The following is a 22,451-nucleotide window of genomic DNA, read 5'->3' as shown; positions in this document are numbered from 1 at the left end:
GGAGCACGCCGGACCGGGAAACACCACCTACTTCCGTCGGGTGCTCACACCGCCTGCAGGCCCTTCGAGCCCGCGCCGACCACGAAGCTCTTGTCCGTCTTGATCACCAGCTTCGCCGGGTCGTTCACGCTCGTGTCCGACACCACCACGAAGTCGGCCAGCATCTGCGCCGGCGTGGCGGTGACCCGCACGTAGCCGCGTTCTCCCTTGCAGTACTTGATGTGCGGGTTGTTCGCGAGCCACGCGGCCGACGGCGGCGCGGCGTCGTCGCTGTTGGACGTGACCGAGGTGGTCACCAGCTCCGAGCCGACGATCGGATCGCTGTGGTCGAAGTAGTCCTTGCGCAGGTCGGCGGCCCAGTGCCGGTGGACGTCGCCGGTGAGCACCACCGGGTTGGGTACCTTGCGGTCGATCCAGCCTTGCGTGATGCGATCGCGCGAAGCTTGATAGCCGTCCCACGAGTCGGGGTTCTCGCACGTCGCCGAGTTGCCGTCGCCGTCGCGCTGGGCGAAGAACACCTGCTGGCCCAGGAAGTCCCACGTCGCCGGGTGCGTCTCGAACGCCTTGAGCAGCCACTGTTCCTGCGCCGTACCGGTGATCGTGTGCGAGGTGTCGCGGTACGGGCCGCACGCGGTGCCGGTGACCTGCGCGCTGCGGAACTGGCGCGTGTCCATCATGTGGAAGCGCGCGAGGTTGCCCCACAGGAACTGGCGGTACAGCTGGATCGACGAGCCGCTGGGCTTGGCCGTGGACCGGATTGGCATGTGCTCGTAGAACGCCTGGAACCCGTAACCCTTGCGGGCGGCCGAGGCCGGGCTCGTGGTGGAGTTCCAGTTGTTCATCACCTCGTGGTCGTCGAACACGACCAGCCACGGCGCCAGTGCGTGCGCGGCCTGAAGGTCCACATCGGTCTTGTGCTGGCCGTGCCGAGCACGGTACAGAGCCAAAGTCGTGGTGTCCGACGGCACCGCGAGCCGCCGCGGGTTGAGCTCCGCCTTCTTGCGCCCGGACGGCTTTTCGTAGATGTAGTCGCCGAGGAACAGCACGAGGTCCGGATCGTCGCGCACCACACCCTTGTACGAGTGGTACCAGCCTTCCTCCCAGTGCTGGCACGACGTGAAGCAATACTTCAGCTGGTTCACGGCCGCCCCGGCCGCGGGCGCGGTGCGCGTGCGCCCGACCGGCGAGATGTAGCCGGCGGACTTGAAGCGGTAGAAGTACTCGCGCGCCGGCTCGAGGCCCGTCGGCTCGATGTGCACGCTGTGCGCCGACGCGCGCACCGCGTTCACCGAACCGCTTTGCACGATCGAGGAGAACGCCTCGTCGTTCGCGATTTCCCAGTCCACCGCGTACGTGGCGTCGGGCATGCCGCCGAACCCGTCGGCGTTGAGCGGCGCGGGCGCGAGCCGCGTCCACAGCACCACGCTGTCCGGCAACGGGTCGCCCGAGGCGATGCCGAGCTGGAACGGGTCGTGGATCGCCGGGGCGGCGACGGCGGTGCGCGCGTTGGCCCACGAAGGCAGAGCGGTCGTCGCCGCGGCCGCGCTCACGGCGGCGAGTCCGCCCAGCAGCACCGAGCGCCGGTTCACCTGGCCCATGTCAGGGGATCCTTTCGGGGAGTAGGGGTGGTCAGGCCGCGAAGTCGGTGAGGCCGGCACTGCAGCCGGCGAACGTCGGCGGCGAGGTGTTGTGGCCCGTGCAGACCTTGTAGAAGACCCATTTGCCCTTCGCGACGGGCGCGGCCTTGTCCACCGACGTGCCGTTGCCGCCGGAAGCCCAGACGTAGTACGGGCCCGAGCCGTCGGAGAGCCAGTACTGCACGACGCCGGAACTGCCGTCGGCGTTGGTGTCGTAGGCGACGAAGTGCGCGTCGGACGAGCGGAACACGCCCTCGGCGGCGCAGGACGCGGCGCACTGGGCGCTGCCGGTACCGGTGCCGCAGTCGGGTGCGACACGGCCGTCGGAGCCGGTCTGTACGTAGCCGTCGGACACGTAGCCGCCGAGCGCGGGCACGTAGTCCCAGATCGTGGTGGTGCCGAGCGGGCCCGCCACTGAGCTTCCGGTGGTCTGACACTCGATGTTGACGGTCGCGCCGTTGGCCACCGTCTTCACGGCAGTGGCGGCGGCGTTGGGCGCGCGGCGGACGTTGAGCGGATCGCCCGCAGTCTGGACCTTGCCCGGCACCGTGGCTGACGCGGGCACTGCCGCGGTGAGCGCGAACCCGCCGATCGCGGCCAAGACAACCCCGAATCCGGCGAACCGCCGGAGCTTCGAACGCTTCATGGCCATAGCGTGTCGAAGCGTTGTACACGACCCGTACAAATCGCGATTTAGGGGACGCGAGCCGCCGAACGGATCTAGCTAACCTGCGCGAACGCTCCTAGCATGCCCGGTCATGGGGACCTTGCCGCTCAGGCGGGTAAATTGTTGACTTCACTGGCGTTCCGAATTCTCGGACCGTTGGAGGTCATTGCTGAAGGCCGGACCGTCCCACTGGGCGGGCCGAAGCCGAGGTTGCTGCTGGCCGCGCTGGCTCTGCAGCCGAATGTCGTGGTGTCCACCGAAGTGCTGGTCGAAATCCTCTGGCCGGGTACCGCACCTCGCTCCGCGGCAGCCAACATCCGCACCTACGTCCACTCCCTCCGCAGGCGGCTCGCGGAAACGGCACCCGAGCTGGGTGACCGCATCAGCAGCCGCGCGTCGGGATATCTGCTCTCGGCCGCAGACGAAGAACTCGATCACGTCCTGTTCGCCAACCACGCTGCCGAAGCGCGGAAAGCGTTCGAACGCGGAGACGCGGAAGCGGCGCTCGCGTTGCTCGATAAAGCCGACGCCCTTTGGCGCGGCGAAGTGCTCGAAGGCCTGCCGCACGACCACGGCTGGGGCGCGGCCATCGCGCGGCTGGCCGAACTGCGCCTGTCCGTGCAGGAACAGCGGCTGCGGGCCCGCCTCGCGCTGGGGCGCCACGGCGAGGCCATCGCCGAACTCCGTGGCCTCGTCACCGAACACCCGTTGCGCGAAGAGCTGTGGCAGCAGCTCGTGACCGCGCTGCGCGACGGCGGCCGGGTCGCCGAGGCGGTGGAGGCCTACGAGCTGGCCGAGCACACCCTGGAAGCGGAGCTCGGGACGAAACCCGGGCCTCGGCTGCGAGAGCTGCGGGCCACGCTCGTGCCACCCGCCGCGGTGCCCGAGCTGCCCGCGGTACCGGCCGAACTCGCGGTGCCACGACCGCGAACGCTGCCGGAGCTGCCGATCTGCCAGCTCCCGCTCGACCTGCCGGACTTCACGGGCCGCGACGACGTGGTCGACCAGCTGGTCACGCGCCTGCGTGAACACGGCGAGACGGGCCGGCCGACGGTGGTGGTGCTCTCGGGCGCGCCCGGCGTCGGCAAGTCCGCCATCGCGGTCCGGGTGGCCCACGCGGTGCGCGACGCGTTCGGAGACGGGCAGCTCCACGTGGACCTCGCCGGTACGTCGTCGTCGCCGCGGGCGCCGATGGGTGTGCTCGCGGAGTTGTTGCGGGCGCTCGGCATTCCCGATGCGGGCCTGCCACGCGATCTGCCGGAACGTTCGGCGCTGCTGCGCTCGCGCCTGGCCGGCAAACGCATGTGCGTGGTCCTCGACGACGCGGGCAGCGCCGCTCAGGTGCGGCCGCTGCTGCCGGGCACGGGCGCGTGCGCGGTCCTCGTGACGAGCCGGGTGCGGCTGCCCGACCTCGACGGCGCGGTGCCGGTCGACGTCGACCTCCTGCCCGAACCGGAGGCCGCGCGGCTGCTGGAGGGCATCGTCGGCGCCGAGCGCGTGGCGGCGGAGCCCGACAACGCCGCCGCGATCCTGCGCCAGTGCGGGCACCTGCCGCTCGCGATCCGCGTGGCCGGGGCGAAGCTCACCAACCGGCCCAGCTGGTCACTGCGGATCCTCGCCGACCGGCTGCACGACGAGCGGCGCCGGCTCGACGAGCTGCGCGTCGGCGACCTCGCCGTGCGCGCCAGCGTGACGCTGAGCTACGACCTGCTGCCGATGTCGGCGGCCGCGGCGTTCCGCTGGCTGGGTGCGCTGGGGCCGATCCAGTTCCCGGCCTGGGTGGTCGCGGCCGCGCTGGGCCGTCCGTCGGCCGACGACGTGCTCGACGTGCTCGTCGACGCCCACCTGGTGGAGCTCGTCGCGTCCGACGCGACGGGCCAGCCGCGGTACCGGCTGCACGACCTGCTCCGCGTGTACGCGGCGGAGCTGGCCGAGCGGGACGCGCCGGAGAAGACGCGACGCGCGGTGCGGCGGGTGCTCGAGGGTTACCTCGCGCTGGCCGTCGCGGCGGCGGAGCGGATGCCGATCCACTTCTTCGGCCAGTACCGCGACCACGCCGTGCCCTACCCGGAGCTGCCGGACGGGACGGACGAGCTCCTGGCCGACCCGGCCGCGTGGTTCGCCGCGGAGCGCCACTCCGGCGTCGCCGCGGTGACGCTGGCCGCGCAGCTCGGGTTCGACGACCTGGCGTGGCAGCTCACGGCCGCGTTCACGCCGTACTTCGACCTGCGCGGGCACCAGGACGACTGGCACGCCACCCACGAGGTGGCGCTGGCGGCGGCCCGGCGCGCGGGAGCCGTGCGGGGCGAGGCGATCGTGCAGCGCAACCTGGGGCAGATCCACCTGTACCAGGACAGCTACGCCGAAGCCTTCGTGGCGTTCGACGCGGCGCGGGAGCTGTACGAACGCGTCGGCGACGCGCAGGGCACCGGCATCGCGCTCGCCGGGCTCGGCACGATCCTGCGCATCCAGGGCGACAACGACCTCGCGCTGGAGCGCTGCCACGAAGCGTCGAAGCTGTTCGCCGAAGCCGGCGACCGGCACGGCGAGGCCGTGATCCGCATCGCCGTGGGCGCGGGGTGGATGGCGCAGAGGTGCTACGCGCCGGCCAAGCGGTGGTTCACCGACGCGCTCGAGCTGGCCGCCGCGATCGGCGACCGGCACCGCGAGGCCCACGCGCTGCAGCGGCTCGGGCTGCTGCACCAGCACGAGGGCAACCTCGGGCCCGCGCGCGAGTTCGTGACGCGCGCGATCGCCGTGTTCACCGATCTGGGCGACGACCACTGCGTGGGGTACGCCAACCAGAACCTCGGTGAGCTGTGCCTGCACAGCGGCGATTTCGCCCACGCGCAGCTGTTGCTGGTCAACTCGCTGAGCGTGCACCGCCGCAACGGCGACCGGCGGTCGGAGGCCGAGGTGTCGCAGCTGCTCGGCGAGCTGCATTCGGCGCTCAGCCAGCCGGAACGCTCGCGCACGTACTCCGAGCGGGCGCTGGCGATCTGGCGGGAGCTTTCGGCGCGGCCGCAGCAGTCGGCGCTGGAAACGCGGCTGGAGTCGGCTCCGGGTGAGGGGCCGCGGATCGTGTCCGCCTGACCCGTACGCGCGGGCTTGCTTGCGCGGCAAGGGGTCCTGCCGAGACGAGGATGACGTCTCGGCAGGACCCCTTTGTCGTGGAGGAGCGGGAATGGTCCGAAGAGGTCTGGTTCGGCGGGTGACCGTGGTTTTCGCCGCGGTGCTCGCGGTGGTTCCCGTGACACCGGCCGCCGCGGCCGGGTCGTGGCGGGTGGACCTGTCCACGGTGGACGGTGACGACGTGAACGTGTCCTCGGTTTCGGATTTCCTGACGCTGGCCGAGTCCGCGTGGAACCCGGTCACCGCGCGGAGTTCCGGCGTTCTCGTCACGGCCGCGCGCCGCCTGGGGTCCTCGGTGGGCCGGGTGACCGCGCGGGTGGTGGACGACGTCCCGGCCGGCACCGCCGTGGAGGTCGACGTGCGGGGCCGCGATGCCGCCGGCGACTGGACGGAGTGGACCCCGGCGGGCCGGGAGTTCCCGTTCGCCGTTCAGGTGGTCCAGGCCCGGATCTCGCTGTCCGGCACGGCCGACGGCGTGCGACCGACCGTGCGCGCGGTGACGCTCACCGCGTCGGGCGGCACCGCGCGGGCCGCGGTGGTCACCGAACCGCTCACCTACCGGATCTACGCGACGCGCGAAGGCCTCGTCGGCGGCAAGACGTCCAACGGGCACATCATCGCCAAGAGCGACCACTTCGTGTCGTTCCCGTCCACGAAATCGGTGTCCCCCAAGGGAACCGGCTCGTACACGGCGAAGGTCTGCCGCACCGACGGCACGCGCTGCGAGTTCGCGCCGGTGTGGGAGGTCGGCCCCTGGAACACCCACGACGACTACTGGAACCCGTCAGATCAGCGCGCCACCTTCCCCACGCTGCCGCAGGGCACGCCCGAAGCGCAGGCCGCGTTCCAGGACGGCTTCAACGGCGGCAAGGACTCCCGCGGGCGCGCGGTGAAAAACCCGGCGGGCATCGATCTCGCCGACGGCGTCTTCTGGGACGGCCTCGGGCTCACGGGCAGCTCGTGGGTGGACGTGACCTACCTCTGGACGGGCACCGGCGGCCCCGCCGGCGTGATCACCACCGCCGGCGCGCCGCTGAATCTACGCGAAAGCCCCAGCACGTCAGCGGCGATTAAGGGCGTCGCCGCGCCGTACGCGCGTGTGCCGATCGAGTGCTCGGTGACCGGCGAGTCCGTGAGCGGCGCCCTCGGCACCAGCGCGATCTGGGACCGCGTGGGCCCGGATCTGTACGTCTCGGACACGTACGTGAAACCCGGCGCCGCCGGTCCCGTCGCGCCGATATGCCCTTGAGCTGCGACGACAGGCGACCAATACTGGACAATTCGCCAAGCCTGAGGGGGCAGCATGACCACACTCGACACGAAGGACGTGACCCCGTTGCGGCGGGGGTTCGCGGGAACCGTCTTCACCGCGGCCGACGACGGCTACGACGAGGCGCGAAAGGTCTGGAACGGCCAGATCGACCGGCACCCGGCCGTGATCGCGCAGGTGGCCGGCACCGCGGACGTCTCGACGGCGCTGGCGTTCGCCCGCGAGCACGGGCTGCCGGTGAGCGTGCGCGGCGGCGGGCACAGCTTCGGCGGGTTCTCGGTGTGCGACGACGGCCTGGTGATCGACCTGAGCGCCTTGCGCTCGATCACCGTGGACACGCACTCCTCCACCATCCGCTGCGGTGGTGGCACCACGTGGGCCGAGCTCGACGCGGCGGGCCAGCAGGAGGGGCTGGCGGTGCCGGGCGGCACGATCAGCGACACCGGCGTCGGCGGCCTCACGCTCGGCGGCGGCGTCGGCTGGCTGACCGCGCGCCACGGCCTCAGCGTCGACAACCTGATCTCGGCCGAGGTCGTCACGGCCGACGGCACCCCGCTGCACGTGTCGGCGGACGAGAATGCCGACCTGTTCTGGGCCCTGCGCGGCGGGGCCGGCAACTTCGGCGTGGTGACGGCGTTCGAGTTCCGCGCGCACCCGGTCGGCCCGATCATCGAGCTGGGCCTGTTCTTCTGGCCGCTCGCCCAGGGCCGCGAGGCGCTGCGCTTCATCCGCGACACCCTCACGACGCTGCCGCCGACGACGGGCGCCATGCTGGTCGGCCTCAACGCGCCGCCGGCCGATTTCGTGCCGCCCCAAGCGCACTTCGCGCCCGGGTACGCGCTCGTCATCGCCGGGTTCGAGGGGCCGGAACAGCACGCCGAGGTGGTCGCGCAGGTCCGGCGCGGCCTGCCGGCCGCGTTCGAGCTGGTCGCACCGATCCCCTACGTCGGGCTGCAGCAGATGCTCGACGACGCGGCTCCGCGCGGGATGCTGGCGTACGAGAAGGGGCTGTACGTCGACGAACTGAGCGACGAGGTGCTCGACGTGATCGCCGAGTACCTGCCGCGCAAGTCGTCGCCGCTGTCGATCACGCCGATGTTCCTGCTGCGCGAGGCCTTCTGCAACGTGGCCGAGGACGCGACGGCGTTCGGCGGCACGCGCACGCCCAAGATCGCCGTGAACCTCGCGGCGACCACGGCCGACCCGCAGGAGTTCGAGGCGGACCGCGCGTGGGTGCGCGAGTTCTGGACCGCACTCACGCCGTTCGCGTCGAGCGCCAGCGGCTACGTCAACTTCATGACGGAGTACGACGAGAACCGCGTACGCGCGGCCTACGGCGCCGAAAAGTACGACCGCCTGGCGCTGATCAAGGCGAAGTACGACCCCGGCAACGTCTTCCACCTGGGCGCCAACATCCGGCCCGCCGTGGCCGTCTGAACGACAACCGGGCCGAGGTGCCGGCCGCCGGCGGACACGGCGGCCGGCACCTCGTTCGGGAACTCAGTGCCCGGACAGGTCGATCGCCTTGTCGAGCTCGCGGGGCTTCAGCACGCGCAGGATGCCTTCGAGGAGGTAGTAGTCCGCGTACGGCAACGAGATCTCGATCCCGTCCTCGGCCGGGCGGTTGCGCGTGCAGCGGGCCACCACGGCGTCGGCGCGGGTCGACTTCGTCGTGAGGCAGGTGCGGGAAGTCGCCTCCAGCAGGCGCAGGCCGGCCGCACGGTAGTCGGGCCGGCCCGCGGCCGCGGCGAGGTCGATGAGGCCGCACGCCATCACGACGCCGGCGGACGCGTCCTTGATGTCGTTCGGCGCCTGCGGCGCGGTGTAGTCCCAGACCGGCACGTTGTCCGGGGTCAGGGCCTTCAGCGCGAAGTCGGCGAGCCGCCGTGCGGTGGTGAGGAACGAGCGGTCTCCGGTGCGGCGGTACATCGTGGTGAATCCGTAGATGCCCCACGACTGCCCGCGTGACCAGCAGGAAGCCGGGCTGTAGCCCTGCACGGTGTTGGGGCCGATCTCGGCGCCGGTGGCCGGGTCGAAGTCGAACACGTGGGGCGTGGAGCCGTCGGGGCGCAGGAACACGCGCTGCGCCGTCTTCGCGTGCTCGACGGCGATGTCGAGGTACTGGCTGTCGCCGGTCTGCTTGGTCGCGAAGTCGAGCAGGTCGAGGTTCATGATCGTGTCCATGATGATCCGGCCCGCGTCCTTCGGGTCGGTCAGCGAACCCCAGGCCCGGATGAAGTGGCCCTTGGCGTTGTAGCGCTTGATCAGCGACGAGGCCGCCTGGATCGCGCCGGCGCGCCACTTGTCGTCGCCGGTGATGCGCCACGCGGTGACCCACGACGGGTAGAACAGGAATCCGAGGTCGTGCGTGCTGGTGTCGTTCTGGCGCGGCGCGAGTTTGTCGGCCGATGCGAGTGCGAGCGTGCGGAATTGTTCGTCACCGGTGTGCAGGTATGCCATCCAGAGCGTGCCGGGCCAGAATCCGCCGACCCAGTCACCATTCTGCGAAAAGGCCCATTTCTCGAACTTGGTCCCGGTGGGAAACGAGGTGACACCCGGCGCGACCGCGCGCAGCTTCTGCACCGCGTAGTCTGCCGCTGAGCGGAACACCTTCTCCTGGCTCGCGATGTCGGACACCCCTTGCTCGGCCGCCGCCGCAACGGTGCTGGTCGCGGTCACCGCCACGGCGGCACCGGCCGCGGTGGTCAGCAGGGTACGCCGGGAAACACTCACGATTGCCCGCCATTTCACAGTCGTGGAAACACCAGTGGGGAAATGCCTCACGAGAAGGCCGCCTGAGTTTTACATGACGGTCATGTGGTTGTACACCCGCCAAAGCGTGCTTTCACGGTTGTGAATTGTTCATGGATGTGAACTCGCTATTCCACGCTCCGGACCGGAGTGAACCACGGGCTCACCCCGGTCCGGACCACTCAGTGGTGGTGGTGCGCGTGGACCACCGCGTGCCCCTTGCCCCGGCCGATCATCCACTTGTTGACCGGCACCGTGATCACGAAGGCGACGACGAGCGAGAACAGCAGCGACAGCCAGAACAGCGCCGTCGCCAGGCCCGCGTCCATCGCGCCCGGGACCACGACGATCACGAGGTTGTCGACGATCTCCATCACCGCGATCGACACGGTGTCGGCGGCCAGCGCGACCTTGAACGCCGCCGAGAAGGCCAGGCCCGACTTCAGGACTCCGCGCATCGTCAGGCCGTAGCCGAAGACGAACGCGAGCACGATAGACAGCACCACGGTGGCCGCGTTGTGCAGCCCGAACGCGGTACCGAGAACCATGCCGAGCACCTCACCGATGGCACAGCCGGTGAGGCAGTGCAGCGTCGCCTGGATCGCGGTGGACCAGGACGCGCCGTGCTGGTGGTCAGTCATGTCCTCCACTATACCCCCTTAGGGTATCTCAACCTGCGCTCAGCCGCCGAGGAGCGACTTCATCGTGGTGATCTCGGCCTCCTGGGTGTCGACGATCCGCTGGGCCATGGCCTTCGCGTCCGCACTGCTCCCCTGGGTCAGCTCGGTGCGCGCCATCGCGACGGCACCGGAGTGGTGCTGGATCATCAGCTCGAGCCACTTGCGGTCGTAGGCCGCGTCACGCAGCTGGTCGAGACCCGCGGTGTCGACCATGCCGGGCATCCGGCCGTGGTCCATCCCGGACATCCGGCCGTGGTCCGTGCCGCCCATCGTCGAAGGCGCCGGCGCGCCCCAGGCCTTCAGCCACGCCGTGAGCTGGTCGATCTCGGGCTGCTGGGCCTGCTGGATCTGCTGGGCCAGCTTGACCACGCGCTGGTCGCCGGTGTGCTGCGGCACCGGCACGGACATCTCCACGGCCTGGCGGTGGTGCGGGACCATGTCCTGCGCGAACGTGACGTCCGCGGCGTTGTGGTCAGCGGGCGGGGTGGCCGGTTGCGACGAGCAGCCGACGAGCACGGCGGCGATCGCGGGCGCCACGATGCCCGCCAGGAACTTGCGATTCATGACGTTTTCTTTCCTCACTGGGTACGACGGAGTTCGGACACGATGGAGCGCGTGCCCGATCAGATCCGCAGTACGCAGGAGGCGGTGAGGAGGTCCCGGCCCGTTCGCGAAGGCGGCGCCCGGGCGAACCCGCCGGTCCCGCCTTCGACCGAACCGGGCACCGCACGCTCACGACGCCGGCGCAGCCAGGCCAATACGAGCAGCAGCCCCGCCGCGGCCAGCAGCACCGCGAGGCACAGGTGCAGCAGCGCGTGGCCACCGTCGCTCGCGGGCGGAGCGGCAATCGGATCCCCGGACGTCGACATCACCGGCACCGGCACCACCGCCACCGGGTCTGTCACCACCACGGGCGCGTCCATCGGCGAATGCGCGACGGACACCGCCGGCATCCCGCCCATCCCGCCACCGTGCGGCGCCGGGACGTGGTGCATCGCGAGCACACCGAAGACCAGCGCGCCGAGCAACAGCCAGCGCGCCGGGGCCGGAAGCGGGAACCCGCGCAGCGGTCGAGTCATCGGGAGCAGTCTAACCACATACCCCAAACGGGTATATACCCAAGATCACCGTTGAACTCACTTCCGTAACCCTTTGCACACGACCGGTTGACCACCGTGAACACGCTCCCTTACGTTCACTCCAGGTCGCCGGCGGTGCGCAGACCGTGAAACCGAAGGACTGGTGGGATGCGAAGGCCGACCAAGACGCTCGTGCTGGGCGTCGCGCTGCTGCTCACGGCGGTGGTGGGACTCGGCAGCTGTTCGTCGGCACTCAGGACGTCGGCGGCCGACGACCGGACTTCGGTCCGGATCGCCTTCGTGCCGAAGGTCGCGGGCATCGCGTACTTCGACGCCATGAACGCGGGCGGCCGGGAAGCCGCCGAACAGCTCGGCGCGCAGTGGATCACGCGCGGCCCCGCGACGGTCGACCCGGCGGCCCAGACCGCCATCCTGCACGACCTCGTGAACCAGCACGTCGACGTGATCGCCGTGGCGCCCAACGACCCCGCGGCCCTCGCGCCCGCGATCGCCGACGCCCGCGCCAAGGGCGTCCACGTGCTCACCACCGACACCGACGCACCGCAATCGCAGCGCGAGGTGTTCGTGAACCAGGCCTCCCCCGAGGGCGTCGGCACCGCGCTCGTCGACTCGCTCATGGCGAAAACGGGCGGCAGCGGCAAGTTCGCCATCGTCTCGTGCGGGCGGACCGCGGCGAACCTCAACGCGTGGATCTCCGTCGAGCAGACCTACGCGGCCGAGCGATACCCGAAGGCGCAGCTGGTGGAGACCGTCTACGCCGGTGAGGACACGACAACCGCGACCGAGCTCGCGAAGCAGGTCCTCGACCGCCACCCCGATCTGACGGGCCTGATCGGCGAGTGCACCACGTCGGCGCCGGGCGTCGCGCAGGCGGTGCGGGACCAGCAGAAGATCGGCCGCGTCTACACCGTCGGCACGGGCACCCCGCAGACGATGAAGCCGTACCTGCTCGACGGTTCCTGCTCGATGTCGGTGCTGTGGAACGTCGAATCGCTGGGTTACCTCACCGCGTGGGCGGCGGAGCAGCTGGTGCAGGGCCGTTCGTTCGGCCCCAGCAACAACGTGAGCCTCGAACTGCCCGCGGTGAAGTACGACGGGCGCTCGAAGACCATGCTGCTCGGCGACCCACTGCTGATCACGCAGGACAACGTGGACCAGTTCAAATACTGACGGCCGGGACCCCCGCAGCGGGAGCCCCGGCCGTGCAGTGCGTTGCGACGAGCAGTGCCTTGCGGTGAAACGGGAACTCAGCGCACGTCGATGGTGACCGTGGCCGTGGTGACGCGGGCGGGCAGCTTCGTCGTGTCGATCTTCAAGTACTCCCCGTCGTCCTGCCGGCCGTTGGGCAGGATCTTGGCGTGGAGCGCGTACGGCGGCGCAGTGTTCGAAAGGCCGTCGATGCCGAAGTCGTTGTCGTTGCTGACCACGAGGGTGCGGCCGCCGTCGGTGGTCGCGACGCCCTCCACCTTGTCGTGGCCGAAAAAGCCGCCGGTCGGGTCGAACCCGGTCACCAGCGCACCGAGGTCCACGTACAGCTTCTTCGCCACCGGCGTGATCCCCACCTTGGCGAGATCCGCAGTGGCCTCCTCGGTGGTGTCCTTGCCGACGTAGGCGTCGATGCTCGACTGCTTGTCGCCCACGAGCAGCCCGCCCTTGGCGGAGTCGTAGGCGGCACCGGCCACCTTCGCCTTCGGCCCGACGTCGGTCGCGCCGCGCAGGTCGATCTCGTAGATCTTCTTGAACGCACCGGGTTCGAAGTTGCCGTCGCGTTCGTCCACGAGGAACTTCGTCGACGACAGCGCGGTGATCTCGCTGACCGCCGTGCCCGTGTCGTCCGGGTCCTGCAGCAGGTACAGGTACTCGTGCGTCGCGCGCGTGCGCAGGTCGACCGTGACGATCCGCAGGGTGGTCACGTTGCCGGGCTTCTTCGTGAGGTCCGGCTGCTGCAGGGCCGACTGCATGATGCCCACGAGCGTCTTGCCGTCCGGCGTGAGCGCGAGGCCTTCCATGCCCTTGTTGGGCACGCGGTACTTCAGCTCCTGAGGCAGCGAGCCGTCGAACGGCGAGAGCCGCTCGATCGCGCGGCCGTCGGCGCGGAAGTGCGTGATGAAGGGACCGTACTCATCGGACACCCAGAACGTGCCGTCGCGTTCGGCGACGAGACCCTCGGAGTCGTAGCCGTTGGGAGTGGCCGGCAACGGCTTCCCGTCGAGGCCCACGATCGTCTCGCCGGTGTCGGCGGCCGTGCTGACCTGCCCGTTGTACGGCGAACCGTCCTTGGCGCGCAACGGGATCCGCTTCTCGAGCACGGCCTTGCCGTCCTTGAGGCGGAACTTGCCGATGGCCGGGTCGAACGCGGGCAGCGGCTCCACCTTGGCCCCGTCCGGCGCGTCGACGTTCGGGCCGCGGTCGGTGAGGCCGTAGAACTCGTCGCGCGAGCCCGGCACCGGCGTGAGCGCGGAACCGTAGGCACCACCGGTGAGCTTCACGCCGCCGATGGTCGCCAGCGGCGGCAGGGAGGTCGGGTAGAGCTGCACCGCGTCCGACACGGAGTACGTGAAGGTGTCGCGACCGTGGAAGCCCGGCGCGGGCGTGTAGCTGAACGACCCGCTGGGGTCGAGGGTCAGGGATCCGTGTGCCGGCGCGGTGTGGCGCACGATGGCGCCGCTCGCGCCGCCGCGGCTGTCGTTGCCGAGTACGCCGTCGCCGTGGACCTGCAGCGACCGGCCGGCTCGGGTCCCGTAGTGGTCGTCGCGGGCGGCGAACTCGGCGTGCCCTCCGCCTCCGTGCGCCGACGCCGTGCCGGTGGCCAGCAGCGGCAGGGCGAGGATCCCCGCGGCGACCCCGATTCTCACGCGCTTCATCCGTTTTCTCCTCCTCCGGCGTCACACGACGCCGGAGGAGGAGTCTGGTTAACGGAGTTGGACAACCGCCGTCTTCGAGGCGACGCCCGCGTTAACGGCCTCGTCTCACATGCGCGGCCGCCGCTCCGCCGCCGATCACGAGCACCAGCACGGCGACGCTCCACCTGCGTTGTTTCTCCACGCGGTGGCCGGCGTCGGCCACCGCCGGTTGCGGAGTCGCGACAGGACGGAACTTCGTCGGCGGCGCGACCGAGGTCGAGGCGACGATCGGGGCGGGCGAAGTCGCGTTCGGCGGCGGGGGCACTGCCGGCGACTGTTCCGCGAGCGCCGGTGGTGGAGGTGGTGGTGGTTCTTCCGCCGTCTGCGAAGGTTTCACCGAGTCCGACGACGGTGGGGGATCCACTCGCGCGGGCGGCGGAGGCGGTGGGGGTGGCGGAGGCGGCGCGGTTGCCCCGGCGAGGCACCCGGCCGCGTCGGAGGTGTAGAGCTCGGGTCCGGTGCTGATCTCCTGCGCCCCGCCGGAACCATCGCGCGGCAGCCGGTAGGTCACGCTTCGGTGGCCGATGCGGTTCGCCGTCGCGTAGAGGGCACCGTCCGGTCCGAACACGACCGAGCCGTACGCCGTGGCGAGCGGGAACTTCAGGCCCGGCACGATCGCGACGCGGCCGTCGCGCGGGTTGATCGTGACCACCGAGCCGTGGCCCGCTGCCGTGACCGAGACACCGTAGAGCAAGCCGTCCGCCGAGTTGTAGGCGAAGTCGTCGACGCCGGCGGACAGGACGACGGGCCGAAGGACCTGGTGCGCGACCACGTCGAGGTAGTGGGGACTGGCCGGGTCGACGTCCACTGTGTACAGACTGTTGGCGTGCAGCAGGTACCACGAGTTGCCGGCCATGGCGCCGCCCGTGGAACCCGTCGCCCAGCTCCAGATGCCGTGGCGCGCGCCGGCGCGGAACACCCCGCCGAGGTCGGTCACGTGGCCCGCTGCGTCGATCCGCACCGCGTGGGCGCCGTCGTGGAAGTGGCCCGAGGTCGGACCGTCGGCCACGCCGTAGACCACGCCCTGCGAGGCGGAGTAGGCCATCGCGTTGATCGTGTAGCCGGGGTTGCCGAGCGACTGCCGCTGCCCGGTCGGCAACGTAAGCCGGACAAACGACGACGAGTGCGAGTTCTGGCTCTCCACCTGGAGAACCGGGCACGTCGCCGGCGCGGCCGGGTGGGTCCGGCCGGGTGGTTCGAGCCACCCCGACGCCACGAGCAGCGCCGACACGGCGGCCGCGGCGGCCACCACCGGGAGGAAACGGGGAATGCGCACCGCGGTCAGCCCAGTCGCGCCAGTGCCGAGCTGAACGCGTCGGGCTGGATGCTCGCGCCGCCGGCGAACGGGTTCTGCAGCTGGAAGATCGCGTAGAGCAGCAACGCGATCGTGCCGGCCAGCGTCGACACGATCACGAGGTGCGCCGCCATGCGCGTGCCGCCGAAGAGGTTGGGCAGCAGCACGGAAATCAGGCTGCCGAGGATCAACGCGAACCACACCACGGAGCCGACCCCGCTCGTGGCGGCGTCGGTGAGGCGCGCCTGCCGGGCCTGGTAGACCTGCCACAGGTCGTTGGCGGCCTCGGTCTTGCGGTCGTTCTCCCAGTCGTCGGTCGCCTGCGCGCCGGCGATGGTGCGGCGCATCTGGTCGAGCTGCGTCCAGCCGGTGTCCGGGATCGTGCCGCCGTCGGCCAGGCGCGGCCATTCCTGGCGCTGCACGGTAGTGGCGTACGCGGTGGCCAGCTGTTGCACGCGTTGGCCGGTGTCACCGGGCAGCGCTTCGGCGGCCCAGGTCATGGAAACGAGGCTGTCGGCCTCCGTGTAGGAACCGTCGCGCGCGGTGCCCACGGCGTCGAAGAGCGAGATCAGCACGAACGCCACCAGAACCGCGTGGAGCCCGCCGACAATGGTGAACACCTGACCGGCCGCATCGTTGTTGTCACGACGACCTTCATCCCAGCCGAACCGCCTCACCAGATAGCCGATACCGCCGCCGACGACAGCCGCTCCGACCACCCAGAAGATCCCGGTCAGGTAGACGCTCATCTGACCCCTTTCACACTCGAAGCCCACTGGATCCACCATTGTTCGGCGAATTCCCGGAAGTGGGCCCGCTCAAGTTAGTCATCTGATTCCCAGGCGACAAGAAGCGACAGTTCGGTTCATTCGAGTGGCCCTGCGACGCGCCCGATGATCACTGGAACGGAGCAGTTGAAAGTTGGAACACCTGCTCTGGATATGCCCGTTCACCTGGGGTACACCGGCGATCTTCGGTCGAACTTCCCGTCCGGGTGAGTCCTGTCGACCGAGGGTGACGAACGCGGTACCGATCAAGATCGTCTGAAACTGGCGCGCCTACAACAGCAACTGGAATGTCCGATTACCCGTTCTGGCAAACAGGTGAACCGGCCCGGTTACCCGATCGTGGGATTGTCGGGCGAGGCCGGCTTGCTATGTTGATTCCGCGGTGCCGACCCGAATGAATTGCAGCAGGATAACGAACTCTAATTCGTGCTGGAAACTTTCTCACACGTCCGAAATCCGACGATAGGTGGTTTTCGCTGTGACCGTCACGGACCCCGTGGACTCCGCGAATCAGGAACAACCGCAACTGAGCCTGGGCCGGGCCGCGGCCCGCACGCTCGCGACGACGACCAAGTCCGTTCCGCAGATGCAGGGCATCACCACGCGGTGGCTGCTCAAGGTGCTGCCGTGGGTGGAGGTTTCGGGCGGCGCGTACCGCGTGAACCGCCGGCTGAGCTACGCGGTGGGCGACGGCCGCGTCACGTTCACCACCACCGGCGCCGAGGTCCGCGTGATCCCGCCGGAGCTGGGTGAACTGCCGGCGCTGCGCGGTTTCGACGACGAAGAGGTGCTCATCGAGCTGGCCGGCCGGTTCGTGCAGCACGAGTACTCCCCCGGCGACGCGCTCGTGGAGTTCGGCCACCAGGCCGACCAGATCTTCCTCGTGGCGCACGGCAAGATCAGCAAACTCGGCACCGGCGCGTACGGCGACCAGACGGTGCTCGGCACACTGGCCGACGGCGACTACTTCGGCGATGCCGTGCTCACCAACGCCGACGGGATCTGGGAGTACACGGCGAAGGCCGTGACCGCGTGCACCGTACTTTCCCTGTCCCGCAGCGAGTTCCAGGGCGTGCTCGACCGCTCCGACGCGCTGCGCGAGCACCTCGACGCCGTCGCCGCCGGTTCGGCCGGGCCGGCCAACGACCACGGCGAGGCGGTGATCGACGTCGCGTCCGGGCACGACGGCGAACCACAGCTGCCCGGCACGTTCGTGGACTACGACAGCTCGCCGCGCGAGTACGAGCTGAGCGTGGCGCAGACCGTGCTGCGTGTGCACAGCCGCGTCGCCGACCTCTACAACCAGCCGATGAACCAGATCGAGCAGCAGCTGCGGCTCACGGTCGAGGCCCTGCGCGAGCGGCAGGAGCACGAGCTGGTCAACAACCGCGACTTCGGTCTGCTGCACAACGCGGACTACTCCCAGCGCGTGTCGACCCGCACCGGCCCGCCGACGCCGGACGACTTCGACGACCTGCTTTCCCTGGTGTGGAAGGATCCCGCGGTCTTCCTGGCGCACCCGAAGACGATCGCGGCGTTCGGCCGCGAGTGCAGCCGGCGCGGCGTGTACCCCGACGCCGTGGACCTCGGCGGGCACCAGGTGCCGGCGTGGCGCGGCGTGCCCGTGTTGCCGTGCAACAAGATTCCGGTCACCGACACGCGCACCAGCTCCGTGCTGCTCCTGCGCACCGGAGAGCAGTCGCAGGGTGTCGTCGGTCTGCACCAGACCGGGCTGCCCGACGAGTACCAGCCGGGCCTGAACGTGCGGTTCATGGGCATCAGTGAGCAGGCGATCATGTCGTACCTGGTCAGCGCCTACTACTCCGCCGCCGTGCTGGTGCCCGACGCGCTGGCCGTGCTGGAGAACGCCGAGATCGGGCGCGGTGACTGAGCATGGCCCCGCCCGCCACCCCGCCGCGCCCGCCCGAGGCCGCCCCCGTGCGGCCCGGGTCGGCGCCACTGCCCCCGTCGGCGTTCGGGCCGACGGGCCTGGGCACGAGCGCGCTGCGGATCGTGCCGAGGCCCGCGTCCCAGAGACCTCCCGAAGCTGAGCCCACCAAGCGAGGAACCGCATGACCGTGACCGAAGAGCCGCCGCTTTCCCTTTCCACGCGCGCGGCCCGGACCCTGGCCACCACCACCAAGTCGCTGCCGCAGATGCGCGGCATCACCCCGCGGTGGCTGCTGTCGCAGCTGCCGTGGGTGGAGGTGCCGGCCGGTTCGTACCGCGTGAACCGCCGGCTGACCTACACCGTCGGCGACGGCCGGGTGAGCTTCTTCAACACCGGCGCGCGGGTGCAGGTGGTCCCCGCGGAGCTGGCGGAACTGCCGCTGCTGCGCGGCTTCGCCGACGCCGACGCGCTGTCCGCGCTGGCCGAGCGCTTCGAACAGCGCGAGTACGAGCCGGGTGAGACCATCGTGACGGCGGGTTCGCCGCTCGACTCGGTGGTGCTGGTGGCGTTCGGCAAGGTTTCGCGCACCGCACCCGGTTCGTACGGCGAGGAGGCGAACCTCGGCACCCTCACCGCCGGCGACCACTTCGGCGGCGAGCTGCTGGGCGGTTCGGCGGGTGACTGGAAGTTCACCGCTCGCGCGGCCACTCGCTGCATCGTGCTGGCGCTGCCGGCGGAGGCGTTCGAGCGGCTCAACGGGCGCGCCGAAAGCCTGCGCGCGCACATCGCCGAGGTGCTGGCCGGCCCGCGGCGCGAGCACAACAAGGCAGGCGAGGCGAGCATCGACCTGTCCGCCGGGCACGACGGCGAGGTCGCGCTGCCGGGTACCTACGTCGACTACGACCCGGCGCCGCGGGAGTACGAGCTCGCGGTGGCGCAGACGATCCTGCGCACGCACAACCGCGTGACCGATCTGTACAACCAGCCGATGAACCAGCTGGAGCAGCAGCTGCGGCTGACCGTGGAGGCGTTGCGGGAGCGGCAGGAGCACGAGCTGGTGAACAGCACGGACTTCGGGCTGTTGCACAACGCGGACCTCGGCCAGCGCGTGACCACACGCAGCGGCCCGCCGACGCCCGACGACCTCGACGAGCTGCTGTGCCGGCGGCGCAAGTCGCGGTTGTTCCTGGCGCACCCCAAGGCGATCGCCGCGTTCGGGCGCGAGTGCACGGCGCGGGGCCTGTACCCGGCGAACGCGGTGCTCGACGGGCGCCGGGTGACGACGTGGCGCGGGGTGCCGCTGCTGCCGTGCGACAAGATCCCGATCTCGCCGCAGGGCACCACGTCGATCCTCGTCATGCGCACCGGCGAGGAGGACGCGGGTGTGATCGGGCTGCGGCCGGCGGCGTTGCCGGACGAGTACCAGCCGGGGCTGAACGTGCGGTTCATGGGCATCAGCGACCGGGCCGTGACTTCGTACCTGGTCAGTGCGTACCACTCGGCCGCGGTGCTGGTGCCAGACGCGCTGGGAGTGCTCGACGACGTCGAGATCGGGCGCTGAGCTTCGTTTTTCCGTTCGGAGGGGATGTATGACCACAGTGGACGCCCGGGCGCGGACGGTGCCGGAGGTGCTGGCGTGGAGCCGGGACCTGTGGGAGCCGGCGATGCGCGCGGCGGTCGACCGGCTGCCCGACTCGATGCGCCGCATCGCCGGCTACCACTTCGGCTGGTGGGACGCGTCGGGCGCCGCGTCGGCCGTCCCGGCCGGCAAAGCCCTGCGGCCGGCGCTGGTGCTGCTGTCCGCGGAGGCCGCGGGCGGCGATCCGGCCGACGCGATCGCCGCCGCGGTGGCGGTGGAGCTGGTGCACAACTTCTCGCTGCTCCACGACGACGTCATGGACGGCGACGAGACCCGCCGCCACCGGGCGACCGCGTGGACCGTGTTCGGCACCAGCCCCGCCATCCTCGCGGGGGACGCGTTGCTGACGTTGGCCTTCGACGTCCTGGCCACGGACGGCCCCGCCGCTGCTCGCGTCCTGAGCACGGCGGTGCTGGACCTGCTCCACGGCCAGAACGAGGACCTCGCCTTCGAACGACGGGCGTCGGTCGACCGGGCCTCGTGCATCCGCATGGCCGAAGGCAAGACGGGCGCCTTGCTCGGCGCCGCCTGCACCCTGGGCGTCCTGGTCGTCGGCGGCCGCGGCACGCACGTCTCGGAACTCGGCGCCTTCGGCCGCTCCCTCGGCCTGGCCTTCCAACACGTCGACGACCTCCTCGGCATCTGGGGCGACCCGGCCGTGACGGGGAAACCGGTGTACTCGGACCTGCAGAACCGGAAGAAGTCCCTGCCGGTCGTGGCGGCCCTCGCTTCGGAGACGGCGGCCGCCGGGGAGCTGGCGGAGCTGTACCGGCAGGAGGCGCCGCTGTCCCCGGCCGAACTGGCCCGGGCCGCGGTCTTGGTCGAGTCGGCGGGCGGACGTTCGTGGAGCTCCGCGGAAGCCGAGCGGTTGCTGGCTTCGGCTTTGTCGTCCCTGGCCGCCACGGCGCCCGCCCCGCGCCCCGCGGCGGAACTGACCTTGCTGGCCCACCACATCACCCGCCGCGACCACTGACCGGCGGCGGCCCGCCCCGGCGTGCTCGTGCCACTCCCCCGAGGCACGAGCACGCCGTTCCTGCGCGTCGCCGCGGTGTTCGACAGCGATGTCGAAGACTTCTTCCTCGCGCACTTCGCCATGAGCGGCGCGTCGACCGAAGTCGCTCGCGCCCGAGGGCCCACCGGGCTGCCCACGGGGCTCGACATCACCACCCGGATCACCACGTCGCCCGTGATCAGCATCGCGAAGATCCGTGGTCGGCTACGTCAACCGAGCCGTGCCCGACGCCGAACTCGACGAGTACGTCGACGCCCTCGCGAGGCGCATCGCGTCGTTCGGCCGGCAGCCCATCGCCGCGGCCAAGACCCTCGTCAACCGGACGACCCTGAACAGCCCGGCGACCTCGAGAACCGGTTCGGGTACCACCTCGGCGTGCGGCCGGAAGAAGCAGAGCGAGCGTGACCGAAAGCGCCGACGTTTCGCTCCGGCTGGGTTGCGAAGTGATATTCTGCCCACTATGGCACTACTGCAAAATGCCACCGAGGAGCTGACCGACGACCCCGCCTGCTCCATCGAGCGAAGCCTGGAAGTGCTCGGCGAACGGTGGACCTTCCTGATCCTGCGCCAGCTCTTCCGCGGCCAGACGCGGTTCAGCGAGCTGCGCGAGTCACTGGGCATCGGCCCCAATCTGCTCAGCGCGCGACTGCGCACGCTGACCGCCGCCGGGGTCGTGGAAACCGCGCCGTACCAGGAAATCGGGGCGCGTCCGCGGCAGAGTTACCACCTCACCGAGGCCGGGAGGGAGCTGCGGGTCGTGCTCCTCGGGCTGCAGCAGTGGGGTGACGTGCACCGGCCGCGGCCGGCCGGGCCTTCGGCCGTACGGCGGTCGAAGACGACGGGAAAGGCCGTGCGAGTGGCGTTCGTCGACGAGGACGGGGTCGAGGTGCCCGTCGACGACGTGGAGATCCTCGCGCGGTGAGTCCCCTGGGCGAGCTCTCATCGCCTGAGTACTAAATCTGTATTCAGAGTGATAGTGTGGCGCCCGGAAGGGAGCCACCATGGACATCAAAGGATCTGTCGCGCTGGTCACCGGAGCCAACCGCGGCATCGGCCACGCCTTCGCCCGCGCGCTCGTCGAGCACGGCGCCGCGAAGGTCTACGCGGGTGCACGAGACCCGGCGACGGTCACCGACCCCGACCTGACGCCGCTGCGCCTGGACGTCACCAGCGCCGAGGACATCGCGGCCGCCGCGGCCGCGGCGGGCGACGCCACGATCGTGATCAACAATGCCGGCATCCTCGGCAACGTCGGCGAACTGCTTGCCGGCTCACTGGACACCGCCCGGCAGGTTCTGGAGGTCAACTTCTTCGGCACCTGGGCGGTCTCGCGGGCGTTCGCGCCCGTCCTCGCCCGCAACGGCGGCGGCGCGCTGGTCAACATGCTCTCCGTGGCGTCTTGGAAGGGCAACGCGAGAACCGCCGCCTACTCGGCGTCCAAGGCGGCCCAGTGGTCGCTGACCGACGCGCTGCGCGAAGGTCTGCGCGACCAGGGCACGCTGGTGGTGGGCGCGCACGCCGGGTACGTGGACACCGACGGCGCCGCGTGGCTGGACGCCCCGAAGATCGAGCCGGCGCAGGTCGCGGCGAAGACCATGCAGGCGTTGCTGGACGACCGCGTCGAGGTCCTGGCCGACGACGCGGCGCGCCGCCTCAAGGCCACCCTTTCCCAGCCTCTCGACTGAGG

At 70.5% G+C, this 22,451-nt stretch carries 19 protein-coding genes; 10 read left to right on the top strand and 9 right to left on the bottom strand.

Translation table 11 applies throughout. The features are described from left to right. Positions 1-44: 44 nt before the first annotated feature. On the bottom strand, positions 45-1,598 hold the full coding sequence (locus ACQPXB_RS09005; protein ID WP_366579092.1) for an alkaline phosphatase D family protein: 1,554 nt from the start codon (positions 1,596-1,598) through the stop codon (positions 45-47). A gap of 31 nt (positions 1,599-1,629) precedes the next feature. Then, complete coding sequence (locus ACQPXB_RS09000; protein WP_386948792.1) at positions 1,630-2,283, bottom strand: hypothetical protein; 654 nt, start codon at positions 2,281-2,283, stop codon at positions 1,630-1,632. A 102-nt stretch (positions 2,284-2,385) separates the two neighbouring features. Here ACQPXB_RS09000 and ACQPXB_RS08995 point away from each other — a divergent pair, with 102 nt between their 5' ends. From ACQPXB_RS08995 to ACQPXB_RS08985, 3 genes are all read left to right on the top strand, one after another. Further along, positions 2,386-5,397 (top strand): AfsR/SARP family transcriptional regulator, encoded by a 3,012-nt coding sequence (locus tag ACQPXB_RS08995; RefSeq protein WP_432850800.1) that lies wholly within the window; start codon positions 2,386-2,388, stop codon positions 5,395-5,397. A 118-nt stretch (positions 5,398-5,515) separates the two neighbouring features. Next, positions 5,516-6,685 (top strand): hypothetical protein, encoded by a 1,170-nt coding sequence (locus ACQPXB_RS08990; protein WP_432850798.1) that lies wholly within the window; start codon positions 5,516-5,518, stop codon positions 6,683-6,685. Between the two features lie 54 nt (positions 6,686-6,739). Beyond that, on the top strand, positions 6,740-8,143 hold the full coding sequence (locus ACQPXB_RS08985) for an FAD-binding oxidoreductase (protein ID WP_366579087.1): 1,404 nt from the start codon (positions 6,740-6,742) through the stop codon (positions 8,141-8,143). 63 nt (positions 8,144-8,206) lie between these two features. Here the strand turns inward: ACQPXB_RS08985 and ACQPXB_RS08980 are convergent, their stop codons facing one another. The 4 genes from ACQPXB_RS08980 to ACQPXB_RS08965 form a co-directional block, all read right to left on the bottom strand. Further along, entirely contained in the window at positions 8,207-9,439 is a 1,233-nt protein-coding gene (locus ACQPXB_RS08980) for a glycoside hydrolase family 88 protein (protein WP_432850796.1), read from the bottom strand. 200 nt (positions 9,440-9,639) lie between these two features. Next, positions 9,640-10,098: a DUF4396 domain-containing protein gene (locus ACQPXB_RS08975; RefSeq protein ID WP_366579083.1), complete on the bottom strand. Its 459-nt coding sequence runs from the start codon at positions 10,096-10,098 to the stop codon at positions 9,640-9,642. A gap of 39 nt (positions 10,099-10,137) precedes the next feature. Beyond that, entirely contained in the window at positions 10,138-10,701 is a 564-nt protein-coding gene (locus ACQPXB_RS08970) for a DUF305 domain-containing protein (protein ID WP_432850794.1), read from the bottom strand. 59 nt (positions 10,702-10,760) lie between these two features. Next, entirely contained in the window at positions 10,761-11,216 is a 456-nt protein-coding gene (locus ACQPXB_RS08965) for a hypothetical protein (RefSeq protein WP_432850793.1), read from the bottom strand. Positions 11,217-11,384: 168 nt separating this feature from the next. Here ACQPXB_RS08965 and ACQPXB_RS08960 point away from each other — a divergent pair, with 168 nt between their 5' ends. Then, the gene (locus tag ACQPXB_RS08960; protein ID WP_366579078.1) at positions 11,385-12,407 is read left to right on the top strand and encodes an autoinducer 2 ABC transporter substrate-binding protein; all 1,023 of its coding nucleotides are present in this window, start codon (positions 11,385-11,387) and stop codon (positions 12,405-12,407) included. Between the two features lie 77 nt (positions 12,408-12,484). Here the strand turns inward: ACQPXB_RS08960 and ACQPXB_RS08955 are convergent, their stop codons facing one another. The 3 genes from ACQPXB_RS08955 to ACQPXB_RS08945 form a co-directional block, all read right to left on the bottom strand. Then, positions 12,485-14,101, bottom strand: a complete 1,617-nt coding sequence (locus ACQPXB_RS08955; protein ID WP_432850791.1) for an esterase-like activity of phytase family protein — start codon at positions 14,099-14,101, stop codon at positions 12,485-12,487. 91 nt (positions 14,102-14,192) lie between these two features. After that, the gene (locus ACQPXB_RS08950) at positions 14,193-15,416 is read right to left on the bottom strand and encodes a DUF6923 family protein (protein WP_432850790.1); all 1,224 of its coding nucleotides are present in this window, start codon (positions 15,414-15,416) and stop codon (positions 14,193-14,195) included. A gap of 5 nt (positions 15,417-15,421) precedes the next feature. Further along, positions 15,422-16,183 carry a hypothetical protein gene (locus ACQPXB_RS08945; RefSeq protein WP_366579074.1) on the bottom strand — a complete coding sequence of 254 codons (762 nt, stop codon included), beginning with the start codon at positions 16,181-16,183 and terminating at the stop codon, positions 15,422-15,424. 517 nt (positions 16,184-16,700) lie between these two features. On the opposite strand from ACQPXB_RS08945, the gene ACQPXB_RS08940 reads away from it, so the two are divergent. The 6 genes from ACQPXB_RS08940 to ACQPXB_RS08915 all read left to right on the top strand — a co-directional run bounded on the left by ACQPXB_RS08940 (position 16,701) and on the right by ACQPXB_RS08915 (position 22,449). Continuing rightward, positions 16,701-18,113, top strand: coding sequence for a family 2B encapsulin nanocompartment shell protein (locus ACQPXB_RS08940; RefSeq protein WP_432850787.1), 1,413 nt, complete (start codon positions 16,701-16,703; stop codon positions 18,111-18,113). Positions 18,114-18,294: 181 nt separating this feature from the next. After that, positions 18,295-19,674, top strand: coding sequence for a family 2B encapsulin nanocompartment shell protein (locus ACQPXB_RS08935; protein ID WP_432850785.1), 1,380 nt, complete (start codon positions 18,295-18,297; stop codon positions 19,672-19,674). A gap of 28 nt (positions 19,675-19,702) precedes the next feature. Beyond that, positions 19,703-20,725, top strand: a complete 1,023-nt coding sequence (locus tag ACQPXB_RS08930) for a family 2 encapsulin nanocompartment cargo protein polyprenyl transferase (protein ID WP_366579070.1) — start codon at positions 19,703-19,705, stop codon at positions 20,723-20,725. 75 nt (positions 20,726-20,800) lie between these two features. Next, on the top strand, positions 20,801-21,169 hold the full coding sequence (locus tag ACQPXB_RS08925; protein WP_432850783.1) for a hypothetical protein: 369 nt from the start codon (positions 20,801-20,803) through the stop codon (positions 21,167-21,169). 55 nt (positions 21,170-21,224) lie between these two features. Next, positions 21,225-21,686: a winged helix-turn-helix transcriptional regulator gene (locus ACQPXB_RS08920; protein ID WP_432850781.1), complete on the top strand. Its 462-nt coding sequence runs from the start codon at positions 21,225-21,227 to the stop codon at positions 21,684-21,686. Positions 21,687-21,765: 79 nt separating this feature from the next. Then, positions 21,766-22,449, top strand: coding sequence for an SDR family oxidoreductase (locus ACQPXB_RS08915; RefSeq protein WP_432850779.1), 684 nt, complete (start codon positions 21,766-21,768; stop codon positions 22,447-22,449). Positions 22,450-22,451: the final 2 nt, after the last annotated feature.

Origin of the sequence: Amycolatopsis sp. CA-161197 (assembly GCF_050942255.1) — a bacterium.
In the GTDB taxonomy this organism is placed as follows: domain Bacteria; phylum Actinomycetota; class Actinomycetes; order Mycobacteriales; family Pseudonocardiaceae; genus Amycolatopsis.
The sequence above is the reverse complement of the archived record's forward strand: the minus strand, read 5'-3'. Positions and strand labels throughout refer to the sequence as shown.